We start from the raw sequence: 16,059 nt of genomic DNA on the forward strand, positions 1-16,059 counted from the left end.
CAAACGTCAGGCGATGCGGTCCAGGACGATCGGGGACGCCGTGAAGGGCGTGTCCGTGGGGGCGATGTCCCAGGTGTTCCGCAGGGAGTCCAGGGCGTAGTCGAACTTCTCCGGGGTGTCCGTGTGGAGGATCAGGAGGGGCTGGCCCGCCGTGACCGTGTCGCCGGGCTTGGCGTGGAGCTCGACGCCCGCGCCCGCCTGCACCGGGTCCTCCTTGCGGGCGCGGCCCGCGCCCAGGCGCCAGGCGGCGATGCCGATGTCGTAGGCGTCGAGGCGGGTCAGGACTCCGGAGGACGGGGCCGTCACGACGTGCTGCTCGCGGGCGACCGGGAGGGTCGCGTCCGGGTCGCCGCCCTGGGCCGCGATCATCCGGCGCCAGACGTCCATCGCGGAGCCGTCGGCGAGGGCCTTCGCCGGGTCGGCGTCCTTGATCCCGGCCGCGTCGAGCATCTCGCGGGCGAGCGCGATCGTCAGCTCGACGACGTCCGCCGGGCCGCCGCCCGCGAGGACCTCGACGGACTCGCGGACCTCCAGGGCGTTGCCGGCGGTGAGGCCGAGCGGGGTCGACATGTCGGTGAGGAGCGCGACCGTCTTCACGCCGCTGTCGGTGCCGAGCTGCACCATGGTGGAGGCCAGCTCGCGGGCGTCCTCGATGTTCTTCATGAAGGCGCCGGTGCCGACCTTCACGTCCAGGACCAGCGAGCCCGTGCCCTCGGCGATCTTCTTGGACATGATGGAGGAGGCGATCAGCGGGATCGCCTCGACCGTGCCGGTCACGTCGCGGAGCGCGTACAGCTTCTTGTCGGCCGGGGCCAGGCCGTCGCCCGCCGCGCAGATGACCGCGCCGGTGGTGTCGAGGACGTGCAGCATCTCCTCGTTGGAGAGCAGCGCGCGCCAGCCGGGGATGGACTCCAGCTTGTCGAGGGTGCCGCCGGTGTGGCCGAGGCCGCGGCCGGAGAGCTGCGGCACGGCCGCGCCGCAGGCGGCGACGAGCGGGGCGAGCGGGAGGGTGATCTTGTCGCCGACGCCGCCGGTGGAGTGCTTGTCGGCGGTGGGCCGGGAGAGCGAGGAGAAGTCCATGCGCTCGCCGGAGGCGATCATGGCCGCGGTCCAGCGGGCGATCTCGTCGCGGTTCATGCCGTTCAGCAGGATCGCCATGGCCAGGGCGGACATCTGCTCGTCGGCGACCGCGCCGCGGGTGTACGCGTCGATGACCCAGTCGATCTGCTCGGGGCTCAGCTCGCCCTTGTCCCGCTTCGTACGGATGACGGAGATGACGTCCATGGGGTGGTGCCTCTTTCTACGCGCATAGAGGGGGAAAGGAGGAGCGGCCCTTCCATCGTGCCGGAAGGGCCGCTCCGAAGTGCTACCGGGACAGGTGGTCCGGGCCGAAGGCCTGCGGGAGCATGTCGGCCAGGGGCAGGAGCCCGGCCGGGGTCTCCAGGACGAGCTCGGGGCCCCCGAACTCGTACAGCAGCTGCCGGCAGCGTCCGCAGGGGACCAGGGGCTCGCCCCGGCCGTCCACGCAGACGAAGTGGGTCAGCCGGCCGCCGCCGGTCGCCTGGAGCTGCGAGACGAGCCCGCACTCCGCGCACAGGCCGAGGCCGAAGGAGGCGTTCTCCACGTTGCAGCCGGAGACCGTCCGCCCGTCGTCCACGAGGGCCGCCGCGCCGACCGGGAAGCCCGAGTACGGGGCGTACGCGCGGGACATCGCCTCGCGGGCCGTGACCCGCAGGGCCTCCCAGTCGGCCTCGGAGAGCTCCGCGGTCACTTGCCCTGGCCCTTCCGGTAGGGCAGTCCGTCCGCCTTCGGCATCCTCAGGCGCTGCGCCGACAGGGCGAGCACGAGGAGGGTGGTGACGTACGGGGCGGCGTCGACGAACTGGCTCGGGACCTCGTCGGTCAGCGCGTACCAGAGGAAGAACACGGCGGAGAAGGCGGCGGAGACCACCGCGACCACGTACTTCTTCTTGTACAGCTGCCAGAGGGCGGCGATCACCAGGAGCACCGCGACCAGGAGCAGCAGCGCGTGGACGTTCTCGGCGCCGCCGCGCAGCTTGAGGCTGTCGGTGAAGCCGAAGAGTCCGGCGCCGAGCGCCATGCCGCCGGGCATCCAGTTGCCGAAGATCATCGCGGCGAGACCGATGTAGCCGCGGCCGCCGGTCTGGCCCTCCTGGTAGATGCCGGTGGCGACGATCGCGAGGAAGGCGCCGCCGAGGCCGGCGAGGGCGCCGGAGACGGTGACGGCGATGTACTTGTACTTGTAGACGTTGACGCCCAGGGACTCGGCGGCGACCGGGTTCTCGCCGCAGGAGCGCAGCCGCAGGCCGAAGGCCGTGCGCCACAGGATCCACCAGGTGGCCGGGATCAGCAGGATCGCGACGACGGTGAGCAGCGACAGGTTGGTGACCAGGCCGCCGAGGATGCCGGCCAGGTCGGAGATCAGGAACCAGTGCTTGGCCTGGAGGTCCTGCAACCAGTCGGAGAGTCCTGGGATCGTGATCTTGGTGATCGCCTCGATGCGGGGGGACTGCTTGGAGGAGCCGCCCTCGGCCTCGGCGAACGTGAAGTTCGACAGGTACTGGGTGAAGCCGACCGCGAGGATGTTGATCGCCACACCGGAGACGATGTGGTTCACGTTGAACGTGACGGTGATGATCGCGTGGAGCAGACCGCCCAGCGCGCCGCCGAGGAGGCCGAAGAGGACGCCCACCCAGGGGCCCCACTGGTAGCCCGCCCAGGCGCCGAACCAGGTGCCGAGGACCATCATGCCCTCGAGGCCGATGTTGACGACGCCCGCGCGCTCGGCCCACAGACCGCCGAGACCGGCGAGGCCGATCGGGACGGCGAGCTGGAGCGCGCCGGAGACCTGGCCCACGGAGGTGAGGTCGTTGGCCCCGGAGACGGCCCGGACCAGGGAGAAGAGCACGAGGCCGGCCGCGACGATCAGCATGATCCACGGCAGGGTGAGCTTACGGCGTCCGCCGCCCTTGGGCGCGGCGCTCGGCTTGGTGGCAGCGGCGGTGCTCATGCCGAGACCTCCTTGTCGGTCTTGAGGGCGCCGCCGGCGGCGAGTTCCTCGCCGACCTTCTGCTGCTGGCGGCGGAGGCCGTAACGGCGGACGAGCTCGTAGGAGACGACCACGGCGATCACGATGATGCCCTGCATGATCTTGGTGATCTCCTTCGGGTAACCGAAGGTGTCGAGCGACGAGGACGCCTTGTCGAGGAAGGCGAAGAGGAGGGCGGCGAAGAGGATGCCGACCGGGTGGTTGCGGCCGAGCAGCGCGATGGTGATGGCGGTGAAGCCGACGCCGACCGGGAAGTCGAGGCTGTACGTGTGGGACTCGCCGAGCAGCGTCGGCATGCCGGAGAGGCCGGCGAGCGCGCCCGAGAGCAGCATCGAGGTGAGGATCATCTTCTTGGCGTCGACGCCGCTGGCCTGGGCGGCGGACTCGCTGGCGCCGGTGGCGCGCAGGTCGAAGCCGAACCGGGTGCGGTTGAGGACGAACCAGTAGACGACGCCGAGCGCGAGCGCCACGAACGTGAAGCCGTAGATGACGCCGTTGCCCTGGCCCATGTCGATGCCGGGGAACCAGCCGGACTCGGCGATCTCACCGGTGGTGAGGTTGTTCGAGCCCTCGGGCTGGACGCCGAAGTTCTTCGGCAGGATCAGCCAGGCCACCAGGGAGGTCGCGATGGCGTTGAGCATGATCGTCGAGACGACCTCGGAGACCCCGCGGGTCGTCTTGAGGATGCCGGCGATGCCGGACCAGAAGGCGCCGGTCAGCATGGCGACGAGCACGATGAGCAGGATGTGCAGCGGGCCCGGCAGCTCGACGGAGGCGCCCACGAGGGCGGAGACCATCGCGGCGAGCCGGTACTGGCCGTCGACGCCGATGTTGAAGAGGTTCATCCGGAAGCCGACCGCCACGGCGAGGGCCGCGAGGTAGTAGATCCCGGTCTGGTTGACGATCAGGACCTGGATGTCGGCGTAACCGGCGTTCTCGATCATGATCCGGATCGGCTCGATCGGGTCGAGTCCGGTCGCGAGCAGCACCAGCACGGTGAGCACGAACGAGGAGACCAGCGCGAGCACCGGTCCCGCCGCGCCCAGGATCAGCCGGTCCTTGTCGAATTTCATCATCGGGCGTCACCGTCTTCGGACTGCTCTTCGGTGCCTTCGAGGTGGCCGGAGGCCGCGCCGGTCATGGCGGAGCCCAGCTCCTCGGGCGTGATGGTGGCGGGGTCGGCGTCGGCGACCAGCTTGCCGCGGTACATGACCCGGAGGGTGTCGGAGAGGCCGATCAGCTCGTCGAGGTCGGCGGAGATCAGCAGCACCGCCAGGCCCTCGCGGCGGGCGTCCCTGATCGCGTCCCAGATCTGCGCCTGCGCGCCGACGTCCACGCCGCGGGTGGGGTGGGCGGCGATCAGGAACTTGGGGGCGTGGCTCATCTCGCGGCCGACGATCAGCTTCTGCTGGTTGCCGCCGGAGAGGGAGGCCGCGGTGACGTCGATGCCGGGGGTGCGCACGTCGTACTCGCGGACGATCCGCTCGGTGTCCTTGCGGGCGGCCTTCGGGTCGAGGATGCCGCGCTTGGAGTTGGGGGCCTCGGTGACGTGGCCGAGGATGCGGTTCTCCCAGAGGGGGGCCTCCAGGAGCAGGCCGTGGCGGTGCCGGTCCTCGGGGATGTAGCCGATGCCGCCCTCGCGGCGCTTGCGCACGGAGACCCTGGAGATGTCCTGCCCGTCGAGGGTGATCACGCCGGAGTCCGGGGTGGCCATGCCCATGAGGGCCTCGATGAGCTCGGTCTGGCCGTTGCCCTCGACGCCCGCGATGCCCAGGATCTCGCCCTTGTGGATGGTGAGGGAGACGTCGTCGAGGAGCTTGCGGCCCTCGGTGCCCTCCTCCGGGACGCTGGCGGCCCTGGACGGGTCCGGCGGGGCCGCGCTGGTGAGCGGGGCGACGGCGCCGGCCTCGGACAGGGTCAGGTTGCGGACCTGGAGCATCGGCACGTCGGTGACGGTCGACTCGCGGGTCTCCGGGGAGGGCAGCTCGCTGCCGACCATCAGCTCGGCGAGCTGCTTGGTGGTGGCGGTCTTCGGGTCGGCGGTGCCGACCGTGGTGCCCCGGCGGATGACGGTGATGTCGTCGGCGACCTTCAGGACCTCGCCCAGCTTGTGCGAGATGAAGATGACGGTCAGGCCCTCGGACTTGAGCTCGCGCAGGTTGTCGAAGAGCGCGTCGACCTCCTGCGGGACCAGGACGGCGGTGGGCTCGTCGAGGATGAGGATCCGGGCGCCGCGGTAGAGGACCTTGAGGATCTCCACGCGCTGCCGGTCGGCGACGCCGAGGTCCTCGACGAGGACGTCCGGGCGGACCCCGAGGCCGTACTGGTCGGAGATCTCGCGGATCTTCTTCCGGGCCTTGGCGCCGATGCCGTAGAGCTTCTCGCCGCCGAGGACGACGTTCTCCAGGACGGTGAGGTTGTCGGCGAGCATGAAGTGCTGGTGCACCATGCCGATGCCGCGCGCGATGGCGTCACCGGGGCTGGAGAAGGCGACCTGCTCGCCGTCGACGGCGATGGTGCCCTCGTCAGGCTTCTGCATCCCGTACAGGATCTTCATGAGGGTCGACTTGCCGGCGCCGTTCTCGCCGATGAGGGCGTGCACGGTGCCCTTGCGGACCGTGATGGCGATGTCCTTGTTGGCGACGACGCCGGGGAATCGCTTGGTGATGCCGTGCAGTTCTACGGCAGGGGGGCTGGACGCGTTGATGACGCACTCTCCTTGGCCGGAAGGAGTGGGAGCGGGAGGGCAGGGCGGGGCGAAGCTATCGTGCCAGGGAGACATCTACACGCGTAGCGCTGCCGGAAAGTGAAAATCCGTACGGGAACGGGGCCCGGCTCCGGTGGGGGTCCCACCGTCGCCGGGCCCTGAGGTCGGTGACCTGCGGTTCCTTACGGAGCGGTCTTGACCGTGATCTTGCCGTCGACGATGTTCTTCTTCGCCTCGTCCACGGCGGCGATGACGTCGGTCATCTTCTTGTACGCCGGGTTGGAGTCGGCCAGGCCGACGCCGTCCTGGGCCAGGCCGTAGCGGACCTCGCCGCTCTGCGGCTTGCCGTCCTTGACCGACTTGATCAGGTTGAAGACGGAGTCCGAGACGTCCTTGGTGACCGAGGTCAGGATGTGGTCCTTGTAGGAGGCCAGACCCGCCTGGTTGTACTGGTCGGAGTCGACGCCGATGGCCCACTTGTCCGCGGCGGCGGCGGCCTCGATCGAGCCCGAGCCGGCCAGACCGGCGGCGGCGTAGATCACGTCGGCGCCCTTGTCGAGCTGGCCCTGCGCGGCGGCCTTGCCGAGGTCGGGCTTGGAGAAGCCGTCGAAGTTCGGCGGCTGGGTCAGGTACTGGACGAGCACCTTCGCCTTGGGGTTGGTGTCCTTGACGCCCTGCTCGAAGCCCGCCTGGAACTTCTTGATCAGCGGGACCTCGACGCCGCCGATGAAGCCGACCGTGCCGGTCTTCGACGTCTTGGCGGCGGCGACGCCGGCCAGGTAGGAGCCCTGCTCCTCGTTGAAGACCAGGTTGGCGATGTTCGGGGCGGTCACCGAGGTGTCGTCGATGAGGCCGAAGGTGGTCTTCGGGTAGGCCTTGGCGACCTTGGCGATCGCCGGGGCGTAGGCGAAGCCGACACCGATGACCGGGTTGTTCCCGGCGCGGGCGAGGGCGGTGAGGCGCTGCACCTTGTCGGCGTCGCCCTCACCCTCCGACGGCTCGGCCTCCTTGCCCTTGACGCCGAGCTCGTCCTCGGCCTTCTTCAGGCCCGCGTAGGCGGCGTCGTTGAAGGACTGGTCGCCGCGGCCGCCGATGTCGTACGCGATGGCGGCCGTGATGTTCTTCGAGTCCGTGGCGGAGCTGGAACCGGTGTCCGTCGAGGACTTGCCACACGCGGTGGCGGAGAGGGCGAGCGCCGCGGAGGCGATGCCCACGGTCGTGATCCTGGTGATCCGGCGCAAGAGGAGGGTCCCTTCAAGACTGACCGAAAGCGCCTCTTCCGGCGCTGGTTTCGCGGCGATCGTAACGCGCGTAGATGTCAGTTAAAGACCCGTTCATGAGTCGTTATCGGATCGTCGCGAACCGGCCGCGCGGGGCGACCGAGGGCGTTCGGCCCGGTACCGCCGGTTATACCGGCGGGGGCGCCCGGTGCGACAGGGGGCGTACGCCTGACACGCCGGGCGCTGGGCCGGACGGGGGACGGGGTGGGCCGGACGGCTGAAGGGGGCCGTCCGGCCGGAAAACGTCGCTCGGGTATACGAACGGACCCGGGCGCGGCCGGGTTCAGGCCTCCGGGACGACGTCGGTGAGCAGCGCCGCCGCCGTGAAGAGTTCCACGGCCGTCTCGATGGAGTCCTCGTCGACGTCGAAGTCGCCGGCGTGCAGGTCGCGGACGCGGGTGTCGCCGGGCGTGCGGACGCCGAGGCGGGCCATGGCGCCGGGGACGTGCTCCAGGTACCAGGAGAAGTCCTCGCCGCCGAGGCTCTGCTCGGTGTCCTCGATCGAGTGGACCCCGCGCCGGGCGGTCATGGCGTCGCGGAGCAGCTCGGCGACGGTCGCGTCGTTGACGACCGGCGGGACGCCCCGGACGTAGGTGACGGTCGACTTGGCCCGGTGCAGGGCCGCGATCTCGTCGATCGCCGCGTGCACCAGGTCGGGCGCGTCGCGCCAGGCCGGCAGGTCGAGGCAGCGGACGGTGCCGGAGAGCTCGGCGTGCTGCGGGATGACGTTGGGGGCGTGGCCGGACTCGATGCGGCCCCAGGTGACCGAGAGGCCCGAGCGGGCGTCGACGCGGCGGGCCAGGACGGCGGGGACGTCGGTGGCGACGCGGGCGGCGGCGGTGACCAGGTCGGTGGTCAGGTGCGGCCGGGCGGTGTGGCCGCCGGGGCCGTCCAGGGTGACTTCGAGCCGGTCGCAGGCGGAGGTGATGGGACCGGCGCGCAGGCCGATCTTGCCCGCGTCGACCCTCGGGTCGCAGTGGACGGCGATGATCCGGCCGACGCCGTTCAGGACGCCGGCCTCGACGGCGTCGGCGGCGCCGCCGGGGAGGACCTCCTCGGCGGGCTGGAAGATCAGCCGCACGGCATTGGGCAGGAGGCCCTGCCGGTCGAGCTCGGCGAGGACGAGGCCCGCGCCGAGGACGGAGGTGGTGTGGACGTCGTGTCCGCAGGCGTGGGCCCGGTTGGCCACGGTGGAGCGGTAGGCGACGGTCTTGACGTCGGGGATGGGGAGCGCGTCGAGGTCGGCGCGGATCGCCAGCATGGGCCGGTCCGGGTCCGGCGTGCCGATGTCACAGAGGAGTCCGGTGCCGGCCGGAAGGACCTCCGGCGCGAGGCCGGCCGCCTCCAGGCGGGCCTTCAGCGCGGCGGTCGTACGGAACTCCTGCTTCCCGAGCTCGGGGTGCATGTGCAAGTCCCTGCGGAACATGATCAGTTCGTCGCGCAGGGTTGCGGGCAGCTTTCCGGGCAGAGTGGCGGAGCCTGGCTCACGGGACATCAACTGGTTCACCTTTTGAAGGGTAGGCCTTCAGGGTGGTCAACTGCCCGTTGATCACGAAAAGTTCAGTCCGTTAGGGGAAAGAACCTCGATTTTCCGGGCTTAAGGACCACTCCATGTGGGTATCCTCACCCGATTGCCCCGCCCTCGCGGCGGGAAACCTCATCCGAATCCCAGCCGGTCGACGGAGGGGGTCCTGCGCGCCGTGAGCCGGTCGACCTCGTGGGCCGCCGTCCCCGTCACCCCGGACAGGAAGCCCTGCGCGCGGGGCGAGGCCGTGGCCCGCAGCCACTCGGGCGCCACCTCGCAGACGGCGACCTTCACGCCCGTGCCGGCCAGGGCCAGCGGCAGGGTGTGCACGACCGTGGACGGGAAGCTGACGATCGTGCGGCCGACCGGGCCGCGCCGGGCGACCAGCTCCAGGGGCAGCTCGGGCCGGACCACCTGGAGGCCCGTCTCGACCGCGATCCGGTGCAGCTTCTCGGCGCTCTCCCTGCGGTGCGCGAAGTAGCGGGTGGCGCCGTGGGTCCGGGCGAGCTCGCCGACCACCCGGGTGTAGTGGCCGGCGTCGACCACCCCTGTCTCCACCAGGGAGGTGCCGACCAGGTCGGCACCTCCGGTGAGCAGCGGCGGGCCGAAGCGGGCGCGGGTCCAGGCGTAGGCGTTCGCCGTGACCTCGACGCCCGCCGGCGCCTCCACGGGCAGCGAGGTGAAGACCTCGACGGTACGGCCCCGGGCCGGGGCGAGCCGGCGCCGGGCCAGGGTGGTCACGGGGGCGAGGACCAGCTCGCGCGGGCCCAGGCTGCCCTTGCGGTGCCAGCGGACCAGGCGCTCGCCCCGGCCGAGCTGGGCGGCGAACTCCATGGTCGCGGTGCCGTCGTCGACCACGGTCAGGTGCCGGGGGCCGAAGAGGGTCAGGAGCAGCTGGACGTACCGGGAGAACGGGTCCCCGATGATCACCCGCTCCGCCGAGCGCAGCGGCCCGGCGAGCCGGCGCAGGGTGCGGACGAGCGCGCCCCGGCCGCCCCGGGCCTCCTGCCAGTGGACGGTGAGGCCCTCGTCGCGGGCCAACTGGGCCATCCGGCGCAGCTGGCCCCGCGACATGGGGTCGGTCGGCGAGAGGACGACGACCGTGAGGGGCGCCGGCGTGGTGTCGGACGCCGTGCCGGGCGCGGGCGCGGGTGTTCCGCCGTCCGCCGTGCCGGGGGGCCCGGACGGGGTCCGGGTGTGCGCCCATTCCAGGACGTTGAGGAGCTGGACCGGGCTCTCGACGAACGCCAGCTGCCCGGTCATGAGGCGACGGCGCCCTGGACCCGGCGGAGCTTCTTCATCGGGCCGAGCTCCGACTCGTACACCTTCTTGACCCCGTCGCCGAGGGCCGTCTCGATGGTGCGGATGTCGCGGACCAGGCGCGTCAGGCCCTGGGGCTCGACGGAGGCGGCCTGGTCGGAGCCCCACATGGCGCGGTCGAGGGTGATGTGGCGCTCGACGAAGACGGCGCCGAGGGCGACGGCGGCCAGGGTGGTCTGGAGGCCGGTCTCGTGGCCGGAGTAGCCGATCGGGACGTTCGGGTACTCCTCCCGGAGCGTCTCGATGACGCGCAGGTTCAGCTCCTCGGCCTTGGCCGGGTAGGTGGAGGTGGCGTGGCAGAGCAGGATGTTGTCGCTGCCGAGGACCTCGACGGCGTGCCGGATCTGCTTCGGCGTCGACATGCCGGTGGAGAGGATCACCGTACGGCCGGTGGCGCGCAGCTCGCGCAGCAGCTCGTCGTCGGTGAGGGAGGCGGAGGCCACCTTGTGGGCGGGGACGTCGAACTTCTCCAGGAAGGCGACGGCCTCGGTGTCCCACGGGGAGGCGAACCAGTCGATGCCGCGCTCCTTGCAGTGCGCGTCGATGGCCCGGTACTCCTCCTCGCCGAACTCCACGCGGTGGCGGTAGTCGATGTACGTCATGCGGCCCCACGGGGTGTCCCGCTCGATGTCCCACTGGTCGCGCGGGGTGCAGATCTCTGGGGTGCGCTTCTGGAACTTGACCGCGTCGCAGCCGGCCTCGGCGGCGACGTCGATCAGGGCGAGGGCGTTCTCCAGCTCGCCGTTGTGGTTGATGCCGATCTCGCCGGTGACGTAGACGGGCTGCCCGGGGCCGGCGGTCTTGGCGCCGAGGGTGCGGAGACGGGTGCTCATGGTGCTGTTCCTTAGGATTCGGGGGTCGTGCGTGCGGGGGTGTCGAGCTCGGGTCCGAGGAGCCAGGCGGCGATCTCGCGGATCGCTCCGGCGCCGCCCGGGGTGACGGTGACCGCGCGGGCGGCGGCCCGTACGGAGTCGTGGGCGCTGCTCACCGCGACGGGCCAGCCGACGAGGTGGAAGCAGGGCAGGTCGTTGACGTCGTTGCCGGCGTAGAGGACGCGCTGCGGGTCGATGCCCTCGGCCTCGCACCACTCCTTGAGGGCCCGGTCCTTGCGGTCGATGCCGTGCAGGACGGGGATGCGGAGCTTGCGGGCGCGGGCGGCGACGACGGCGTTCTGTTCGGTGGAGAGGATGAGGACGGGGAGTCCGGCGCGGCGCAGGGCGGCGATGCCGAGGCCGTCGCCGCGGTGCGCGGAGACGAACTCGCGCCCCTCGGCGTCGAGGTGGACCCGGTCGTCGGTCTGGGTGCCGTCGAAGTCCAGGACCACCGCGTCCACGTCGGCGAAGCCGGGGGTGACGGGCGCGTCCAGGAGCGGGGCGAGGGCCTTGGCGCGGGCCAGGTCGTGCGGGTCGTCGATCTCCAGGACCCGGGCGGGGTCGGTGGCGACGAGCGCGGTGCGGCCGAAGAAGCGGTGCCGGTGGGCGCGGAAGCCGGGCGCGGCCATGGCGTAGACGGCGCCGGTCTCCAGGTACTCGGGCTCCCGGTCCTGGCGGCGGGGGCGGTGCGCCTTGTCGTGGTTGACGCCCTCGGCGCCCTCGGCCGTCTCGCGCCAGAGGAAGCCGTGCGACGGCGCGGCCGTGAAGGCGGTATCGGCGGCGCCGGTCAGGACCCGGTCGGCGGTCTCCGCGATCTCGGCGGGGGTGAGGAAGGGGCTGGTGCACTGGACCAGGAGGACCACGTCCACGGCGCGGCCGTGGGTGGCCTCGAAGGCGTCCAGGGCGTGCAGGACGGCGGCCTCGCTGGTGGCGGTGTCGCCCGCGATGGCGGCGGGGCGGTGCACGGCCTCGGCGCCGGCCGTGCGGGCGGCGGCCGCGATCGCGGGGTCGTCGGTGGAGACCACGACGTGGGTGACGGACCGGGCCCCGAGGCAGGCGTGGACGGCCCGGCCGACCAGCGGGACCCCGGCCACCGGCGCGAGGTTCTTGGCGGGCACGCCCTTGGAGCCGCCCCGGGCGGGGATCACGGCGAGCACGACGGGCACGGGCCCTGCGGGGGCGGTCGCGGCGGGAGCGGTCGCGGCGGGGGCGGTTCCGGGGGTGGTCGCGGCGGACCCCGGCGTGGGCGCGGGTACGACGGCCCCGGGCTCGGGGGGCGGTGCGGTGGTCATCAGAGTTCTCCCAGGCGGCGGACGACGGGGGCGACGCGCTGGACGCCGTGGCGGTACGCGCCCCGCGCGGCCTCCCGGACGATCCGGCGCAGGCCGCTCTCGCGGGGCTCCGGCGCGGTGACGTCCAGGCGGTGGCGGGCGAGGATCCCGGGCAGGTAGCCGGGGGCCGTCTCCGCGGTGTAGTAGGGGGTGATCGGGGGCCGTTCCGGCAGCGCCAGGAGGGCGGCGACCCGGTCGCGGGCCGCGTCGAAGGCCTCCTCGTACGAGCCGTCGGAGGCGACCCCCTGGCGGGCGAGCCAGGTCTCGTCGGGCGTCGGCACGGTCCCCTCGTCGAGCCGGTCGAAGCAGGTCAGCAGGCCGGAGCCGACGAAGTGGTGGTTGCCGAGCGCCTCGCGGACCCCGAGGTCGGTGAGGACCGCGGTGGGGATCCGCCGGTGCAGGGCTTCGAGGGCGGCCGTCGAGGAGACGGTGACGAGCAGGTCGGTGCGGTCCAGGACCTCGCCCATGTGCCCGTACACCAGGCGGAAGTTGTCCGGCGGGTCGAGCTCGCGGACCAGCTTCTGGAAGGGGAACTCCTCCAGGTGCGTGGTGTGTTCGCCCGGCTTGGAGCGGAGCTTGAGGAGCACCTCGCGGCCCGGGTGGAGCCGGGCGTGCCCGATCAGCCGGCGCAGCACGTAGGCGCGTTCGGCGCGGGTGGCGGGCACGGAGGGCTGGGCGGCGAAGACCAGGGTGTCGCGGCCCGCGACGGGGGCGTACGGGGCGCCGCCGAGGAAGGGCAGCGCCGCCTCCACGACCGGCTCGGCGCCCGCGCCCACCCCCTCGTACACGGCGCGGAAGCGCTCCGCGTCGTGGCGGGAGTTGGCGAGGACGACGTCGGCGCCGTGGCGCAGCAGGAGTCCGTCGGTCAGCTTCTCGTAGACCACGCCGACGTAGCCGGTGACGATCACCGGGCGCCGGGCGAGGCCCAGGTCGGCCAGGCCCTGGAGGACGGCCCGGACGGTGCCGCCGACGAGGGCGAGGACGAGCACGTCGTACCCCTCGCCGCGCGCCTCCGCGTCCCGTACGGCGCGCAGGAACTCCGCGCCCGTCACCTCGCGCGGGGGATGCGTGGGCACCCCGGTCTCGGCGAGCTGGCGGGCGGTGGGGGTGGCGCGTCCGCGCAGGACGAAGCCGGTGGGTTCGGCGCTCGTCGCCGTGATGCGGCGCGCGGTGAGGGCGCCCCATTTCCACCGGGTGTCGGAGTCCGCGAGTACGGCGACCCGTATCGCTTCTCGGGTACGTGATGGCACGTCGAGGACGCTAGAAGGGCATTCCGCTTTCCGGCCCAACTGGGCCGCAACAGCCGGTGAACAGAGCCTCACCGCATTCTGAAGCGGGCCGTCGTCCGGTCGTCCGCGGCCTGATTCCCCCCTCCGGAAAAGGTGGTTAAGCGGCCCGCCGCCTGGTGTTCACCGGACATCCCCCCGCCGGTCGGAGGGAAGGCCGGGCCGGCGCCTAGCGTCGGCCGCGTGGTCAAGCTCTCCGTCGTCGTGCCGTTCTTCAACGTGCAGACATACGCCCCCGACACCCTCACGAGCCTGCGGGCCAACGCCCGCGAGGACTTCGAGTTCCTGCTTGTCGACGACTGCTCGTCGGACGGGACCCCGGAGCTCCTCGAACGGGCCGCGCGCGAGATCCCGGGCGCCGTCCTGCTCCGGCACGCGCGCAACGAGGGCCTCGCCACGGCCCGGAACACCGGGCTCGACGCGGCCCGCGGCACGTACGTCGCCTTCCTCGACGGGGACGACTGGCTCGCCCCCGGCTTCTACGACCGGCTCGTCGCGGCCGCCGAGGAGCTGGGCTGCGACTTCCTGCGCACCGACCACGTCTCCGTGACCGGCCGCGACCGGGGGGTGCGCCGGGTGCCGGTCCCCCGGCGCGGCGAGGTGCTGCGCCCGAGGGACGCGATCCTGCCGGCGCACCGGACGACCTCCGTCGACTACCCGTACGCCTGGGCCGGGATCTACCACCGGCGGCTCCTGGAGCGGGGGCTGCTGCACTTCACGCCCGGGCTGCGGACGGCCGAGGACCGGCCGTGGATCTGGCGGCTGCACCGCGAGGCGGAATCGTTCGCGGCGGTCGGGGAACTGGGAATCTTCTACCGGCGCGGAGTGGCGACGTCCCTCACGCAGATCGGCGACGTCCGGCAATTGGATTTCATCCGCGCTTTCGACCAGGTGATCGAGGAAACGGCACGGGACCGGGACGCGGACCTCCTTCTCCCGAAAGCCGTGCGCACCTATTGCGCGGTGATCTCCCACCACGTCGGTTCGATCGGCAGGTTCGAGCCGGAGGTGGCCCGGCAGTTGCGGGCGATGAGCGCGGGGGCGCTGCGGCGGATGCCGCAGGACGTCCTCGACGAGGCCCTGACGGCGATGGGCGGCGACCGCGCGGCGCTGCTGCGCAGACTGCGCAGGCGGAGGCCGGCACCGCCGCCGTCCGGCCCCGGGACCTCCCCCGCCTCCCCGTCGTCCCCCGCCGCACCGGAGGTGGCCGCGTGAACTCCCGTACGCGCTCCCGCCGCACCACCCAGGTCTTCTGCGCCTCCACCCTCTACGGGGCGGTGACGCTCGCCGCCGCGATCGACAGCGGCGGCTTCGGCTCCGCCGACCGCCGGATCCTGCTGGTCACCAACAACGCGCCCGTGCCGGAGACGACGCCCGCCCTCGACGAGGCCGAGGGCTTCGCGCGGCTGCGCGGCCGCTTCGACTCCGTCCTCTCCTGGAACGAGGTGATCTCCCCGCTCCACCCGGGCGGCTGGATCCCCCGCGCGAGCGACCTCCCCCTCCTCCAGCGCCATCTGCGCAGGCTCTGGGGGCTCGGGGACGACCGGATCGAACTGGCCCTGGAGTCCATCCAGGTGACGCCCGCGCTCGCCGTCGCCCAGCTCCTCCCCGAGGCGGCGATCACGGTGTACGCGGACGGGCTGATGAGCTACGGGCCGACCCGCAACAAGATCGACCCGCTGATCGGCGGGCGGGTGTCCCGGCTGCTCCACCTGGACCTGGTCCCCGGGCTCGCGCCGCTGCTGCTCGGGGAGTTCGGCGCGGTGCCGGAGGCCGTACCGGCCGAGGCGTTCACCAAGTGCGTCGAGGAGCTGGCGGGCCCGGACCCGGGCACGGCCGACGGGGAGGGCCCGGTGCTGCTCCTGGGCCAGTACCTGGCCGCCCTGAACCTGCTGACCGCCGCCGAGGAGGAGGAGCTGCACCTGCGGATGGTGCGGGGCGCGGTCGCCCTGGGCCACCGGCGGCTCGTCTTCAAGCCGCACCCGACGGCCCCGGACGCCTGGTCGCGGAGCCTCGTGCGCACGGCGGAGGAGCTGGGCGCCGAGCTGACGGTCGAGGACCGGCCGGTCCTCGCGGAGGTGCTCTACCGCGAGCTGCGGCCCGCCCTGGTCGTCGGCTGCTTCTCGACGGCGCTGCTCACCGCCCGCACCTTCTACGGCCTGCCGGTCGCCCGGGTCGGCACGCGCGCCCTCCTGGAGCGGCTCACCCCGTTCCAGAACAGCAACCGGATCCCGCTCACGGTCGTGGACGCGGTCGTCCCGCCCCTGGAGGACCCGGAGGGCGGCGGCCCGGCGATCGGCGCGGACGGGCTGAACGACCTGGTCGCGGCGGTCGGCTTCGCGATGCAGCCGAAGATCCGGCCGGAGCTGCGGACGGCGGCGGTACGGCACCTGTCGGGGCCGCTCGCCGCGCGCACCCGGCACCACTTCACCCGCCGCCGCCTCACCGCCCTGGGCCTGCCCGGCGGCCTGCCCCTCCCCCGGCACCCGAAGGTCCGCCGCCTCGCCCGCCGGGCGCTGCGGCTGCGCGCGGCGCTGAGGAGATAGCCACCGTGGAGCGCCGGAGCCCGGGACCCGTGCGGGGGCCCCGGGCTCCGCGCGCGTACGCGCCTGCGGGTCGGGTGTATACCGCGGTATACGCCTCGGGCCCGGGCTCCGCGCGCGTACGCG

The 16,059-nt window shown here is 72.6% G+C and carries 13 protein-coding genes; 2 read left to right on the plus strand and 11 right to left on the minus strand.

What is annotated here, in order from left to right; all coding sequences use genetic code 11:
* Window positions 1-6 precede the first annotated feature (6 nt).
* The 11 genes from ACIQD7_RS17880 to ACIQD7_RS17930 form a co-directional block, all read right to left on the minus strand.
* Window positions 7-1,284 carry a thymidine phosphorylase gene (locus ACIQD7_RS17880; RefSeq protein WP_402442624.1) on the minus strand — a complete coding sequence of 426 codons (1,278 nt, stop codon included), beginning with the start codon at window positions 1,282-1,284 and terminating at the stop codon, window positions 7-9.
* 82 nt (window positions 1,285-1,366) lie between these two features.
* Window positions 1,367-1,771 (minus strand): cytidine deaminase, encoded by a 405-nt coding sequence (locus tag ACIQD7_RS17885; RefSeq protein WP_121829501.1) that lies wholly within the window; start codon window positions 1,769-1,771, stop codon window positions 1,367-1,369.
* On the minus strand, window positions 1,768-3,030 hold the full coding sequence (locus tag ACIQD7_RS17890; protein ID WP_121829500.1) for an ABC transporter permease: 1,263 nt from the start codon (window positions 3,028-3,030) through the stop codon (window positions 1,768-1,770). Before ACIQD7_RS17890 ends, ACIQD7_RS17885 begins: the two co-directional genes overlap by 4 nt.
* A complete protein-coding gene (locus ACIQD7_RS17895; RefSeq protein WP_121829499.1) occupies window positions 3,027-4,145 on the minus strand; it encodes an ABC transporter permease in 1,119 nt (372 codons plus the stop codon). The genes ACIQD7_RS17890 and ACIQD7_RS17895 overlap by 4 nt, the downstream gene beginning before the upstream one ends.
* Window positions 4,142-5,851 (minus strand): ABC transporter ATP-binding protein, encoded by a 1,710-nt coding sequence (locus ACIQD7_RS17900; protein ID WP_402442627.1) that lies wholly within the window; start codon window positions 5,849-5,851, stop codon window positions 4,142-4,144. Before ACIQD7_RS17900 ends, ACIQD7_RS17895 begins: the two co-directional genes overlap by 4 nt.
* Before the next feature lie 107 nt (window positions 5,852-5,958).
* Window positions 5,959-7,017 carry a BMP family protein gene (locus tag ACIQD7_RS17905; protein ID WP_161374874.1) on the minus strand — a complete coding sequence of 353 codons (1,059 nt, stop codon included), beginning with the start codon at window positions 7,015-7,017 and terminating at the stop codon, window positions 5,959-5,961.
* Between the two features lie 322 nt (window positions 7,018-7,339).
* Window positions 7,340-8,551: an amidohydrolase gene (locus tag ACIQD7_RS17910; protein ID WP_402442629.1), complete on the minus strand. Its 1,212-nt coding sequence runs from the start codon at window positions 8,549-8,551 to the stop codon at window positions 7,340-7,342.
* A gap of 162 nt (window positions 8,552-8,713) precedes the next feature.
* Entirely contained in the window at window positions 8,714-9,844 is a 1,131-nt protein-coding gene (locus ACIQD7_RS17915; protein ID WP_402442631.1) for a hypothetical protein, read from the minus strand.
* Window positions 9,841-10,734, minus strand: a complete 894-nt coding sequence (locus tag ACIQD7_RS17920; RefSeq protein WP_389663299.1) for an N-acetylneuraminate synthase family protein — start codon at window positions 10,732-10,734, stop codon at window positions 9,841-9,843. Before ACIQD7_RS17920 ends, ACIQD7_RS17915 begins: the two co-directional genes overlap by 4 nt.
* Before the next feature lie 11 nt (window positions 10,735-10,745).
* Complete coding sequence (locus ACIQD7_RS17925) at window positions 10,746-11,939, minus strand: cytidylyltransferase domain-containing protein (protein WP_402443274.1); 1,194 nt, start codon at window positions 11,937-11,939, stop codon at window positions 10,746-10,748.
* Between the two features lie 125 nt (window positions 11,940-12,064).
* On the minus strand, window positions 12,065-13,354 hold the full coding sequence (locus ACIQD7_RS17930) for a DUF6716 putative glycosyltransferase (protein ID WP_402442632.1): 1,290 nt from the start codon (window positions 13,352-13,354) through the stop codon (window positions 12,065-12,067).
* Window positions 13,355-13,573: 219 nt separating this feature from the next.
* Between ACIQD7_RS17930 and ACIQD7_RS17935 the strand changes: the two genes are divergently transcribed.
* Window positions 13,574-14,605 carry a glycosyltransferase family 2 protein gene (locus tag ACIQD7_RS17935; protein WP_402442634.1) on the plus strand — a complete coding sequence of 344 codons (1,032 nt, stop codon included), beginning with the start codon at window positions 13,574-13,576 and terminating at the stop codon, window positions 14,603-14,605.
* Complete coding sequence (locus tag ACIQD7_RS17940; protein WP_402442636.1) at window positions 14,602-15,936, plus strand: polysialyltransferase family glycosyltransferase; 1,335 nt, start codon at window positions 14,602-14,604, stop codon at window positions 15,934-15,936. Before ACIQD7_RS17935 ends, ACIQD7_RS17940 begins: the two co-directional genes overlap by 4 nt.
* The last annotated feature ends 123 nt before the right edge of the window (window positions 15,937-16,059 follow it).

The organism is Streptomyces sp. NPDC093071 (genome assembly GCF_044754545.1).
In the GTDB taxonomy this organism is placed as follows: domain Bacteria; phylum Actinomycetota; class Actinomycetes; order Streptomycetales; family Streptomycetaceae; genus Streptomyces.

What these genes read in the sequence shown, in the direction of transcription:
- ACIQD7_RS17880 (WP_402442624.1), bottom strand. Translation starts at nt 1,284, where the DNA reads ATGGACGTCATCTCCGTCATCCGTACGAAGCGGGACAAGGGCGAGCTG.
- ACIQD7_RS17890 (WP_121829500.1), bottom strand. Translation starts at nt 3,030, where the DNA reads ATGAGCACCGCCGCTGCCACCAAGCCGAGCGCCGCGCCCAAGGGCGGC.
- ACIQD7_RS17895 (WP_121829499.1), bottom strand. Translation starts at nt 4,145, where the DNA reads ATGATGAAATTCGACAAGGACCGGCTGATCCTGGGCGCGGCGGGACCG.
- ACIQD7_RS17900 (WP_402442627.1), bottom strand. Translation starts at nt 5,851, where the DNA reads ATGTCTCCCTGGCACGATAGCTTCGCCCCGCCCTGCCCTCCCGCTCCC.
- ACIQD7_RS17910 (WP_402442629.1), bottom strand. Translation starts at nt 8,551, where the DNA reads ATGTCCCGTGAGCCAGGCTCCGCCACTCTGCCCGGAAAGCTGCCCGCA.
- ACIQD7_RS17915 (WP_402442631.1), bottom strand. Translation starts at nt 9,844, where the DNA reads ATGACCGGGCAGCTGGCGTTCGTCGAGAGCCCGGTCCAGCTCCTCAAC.
- ACIQD7_RS17920 (WP_389663299.1), bottom strand. Translation starts at nt 10,734, where the DNA reads ATGAGCACCCGTCTCCGCACCCTCGGCGCCAAGACCGCCGGCCCCGGG.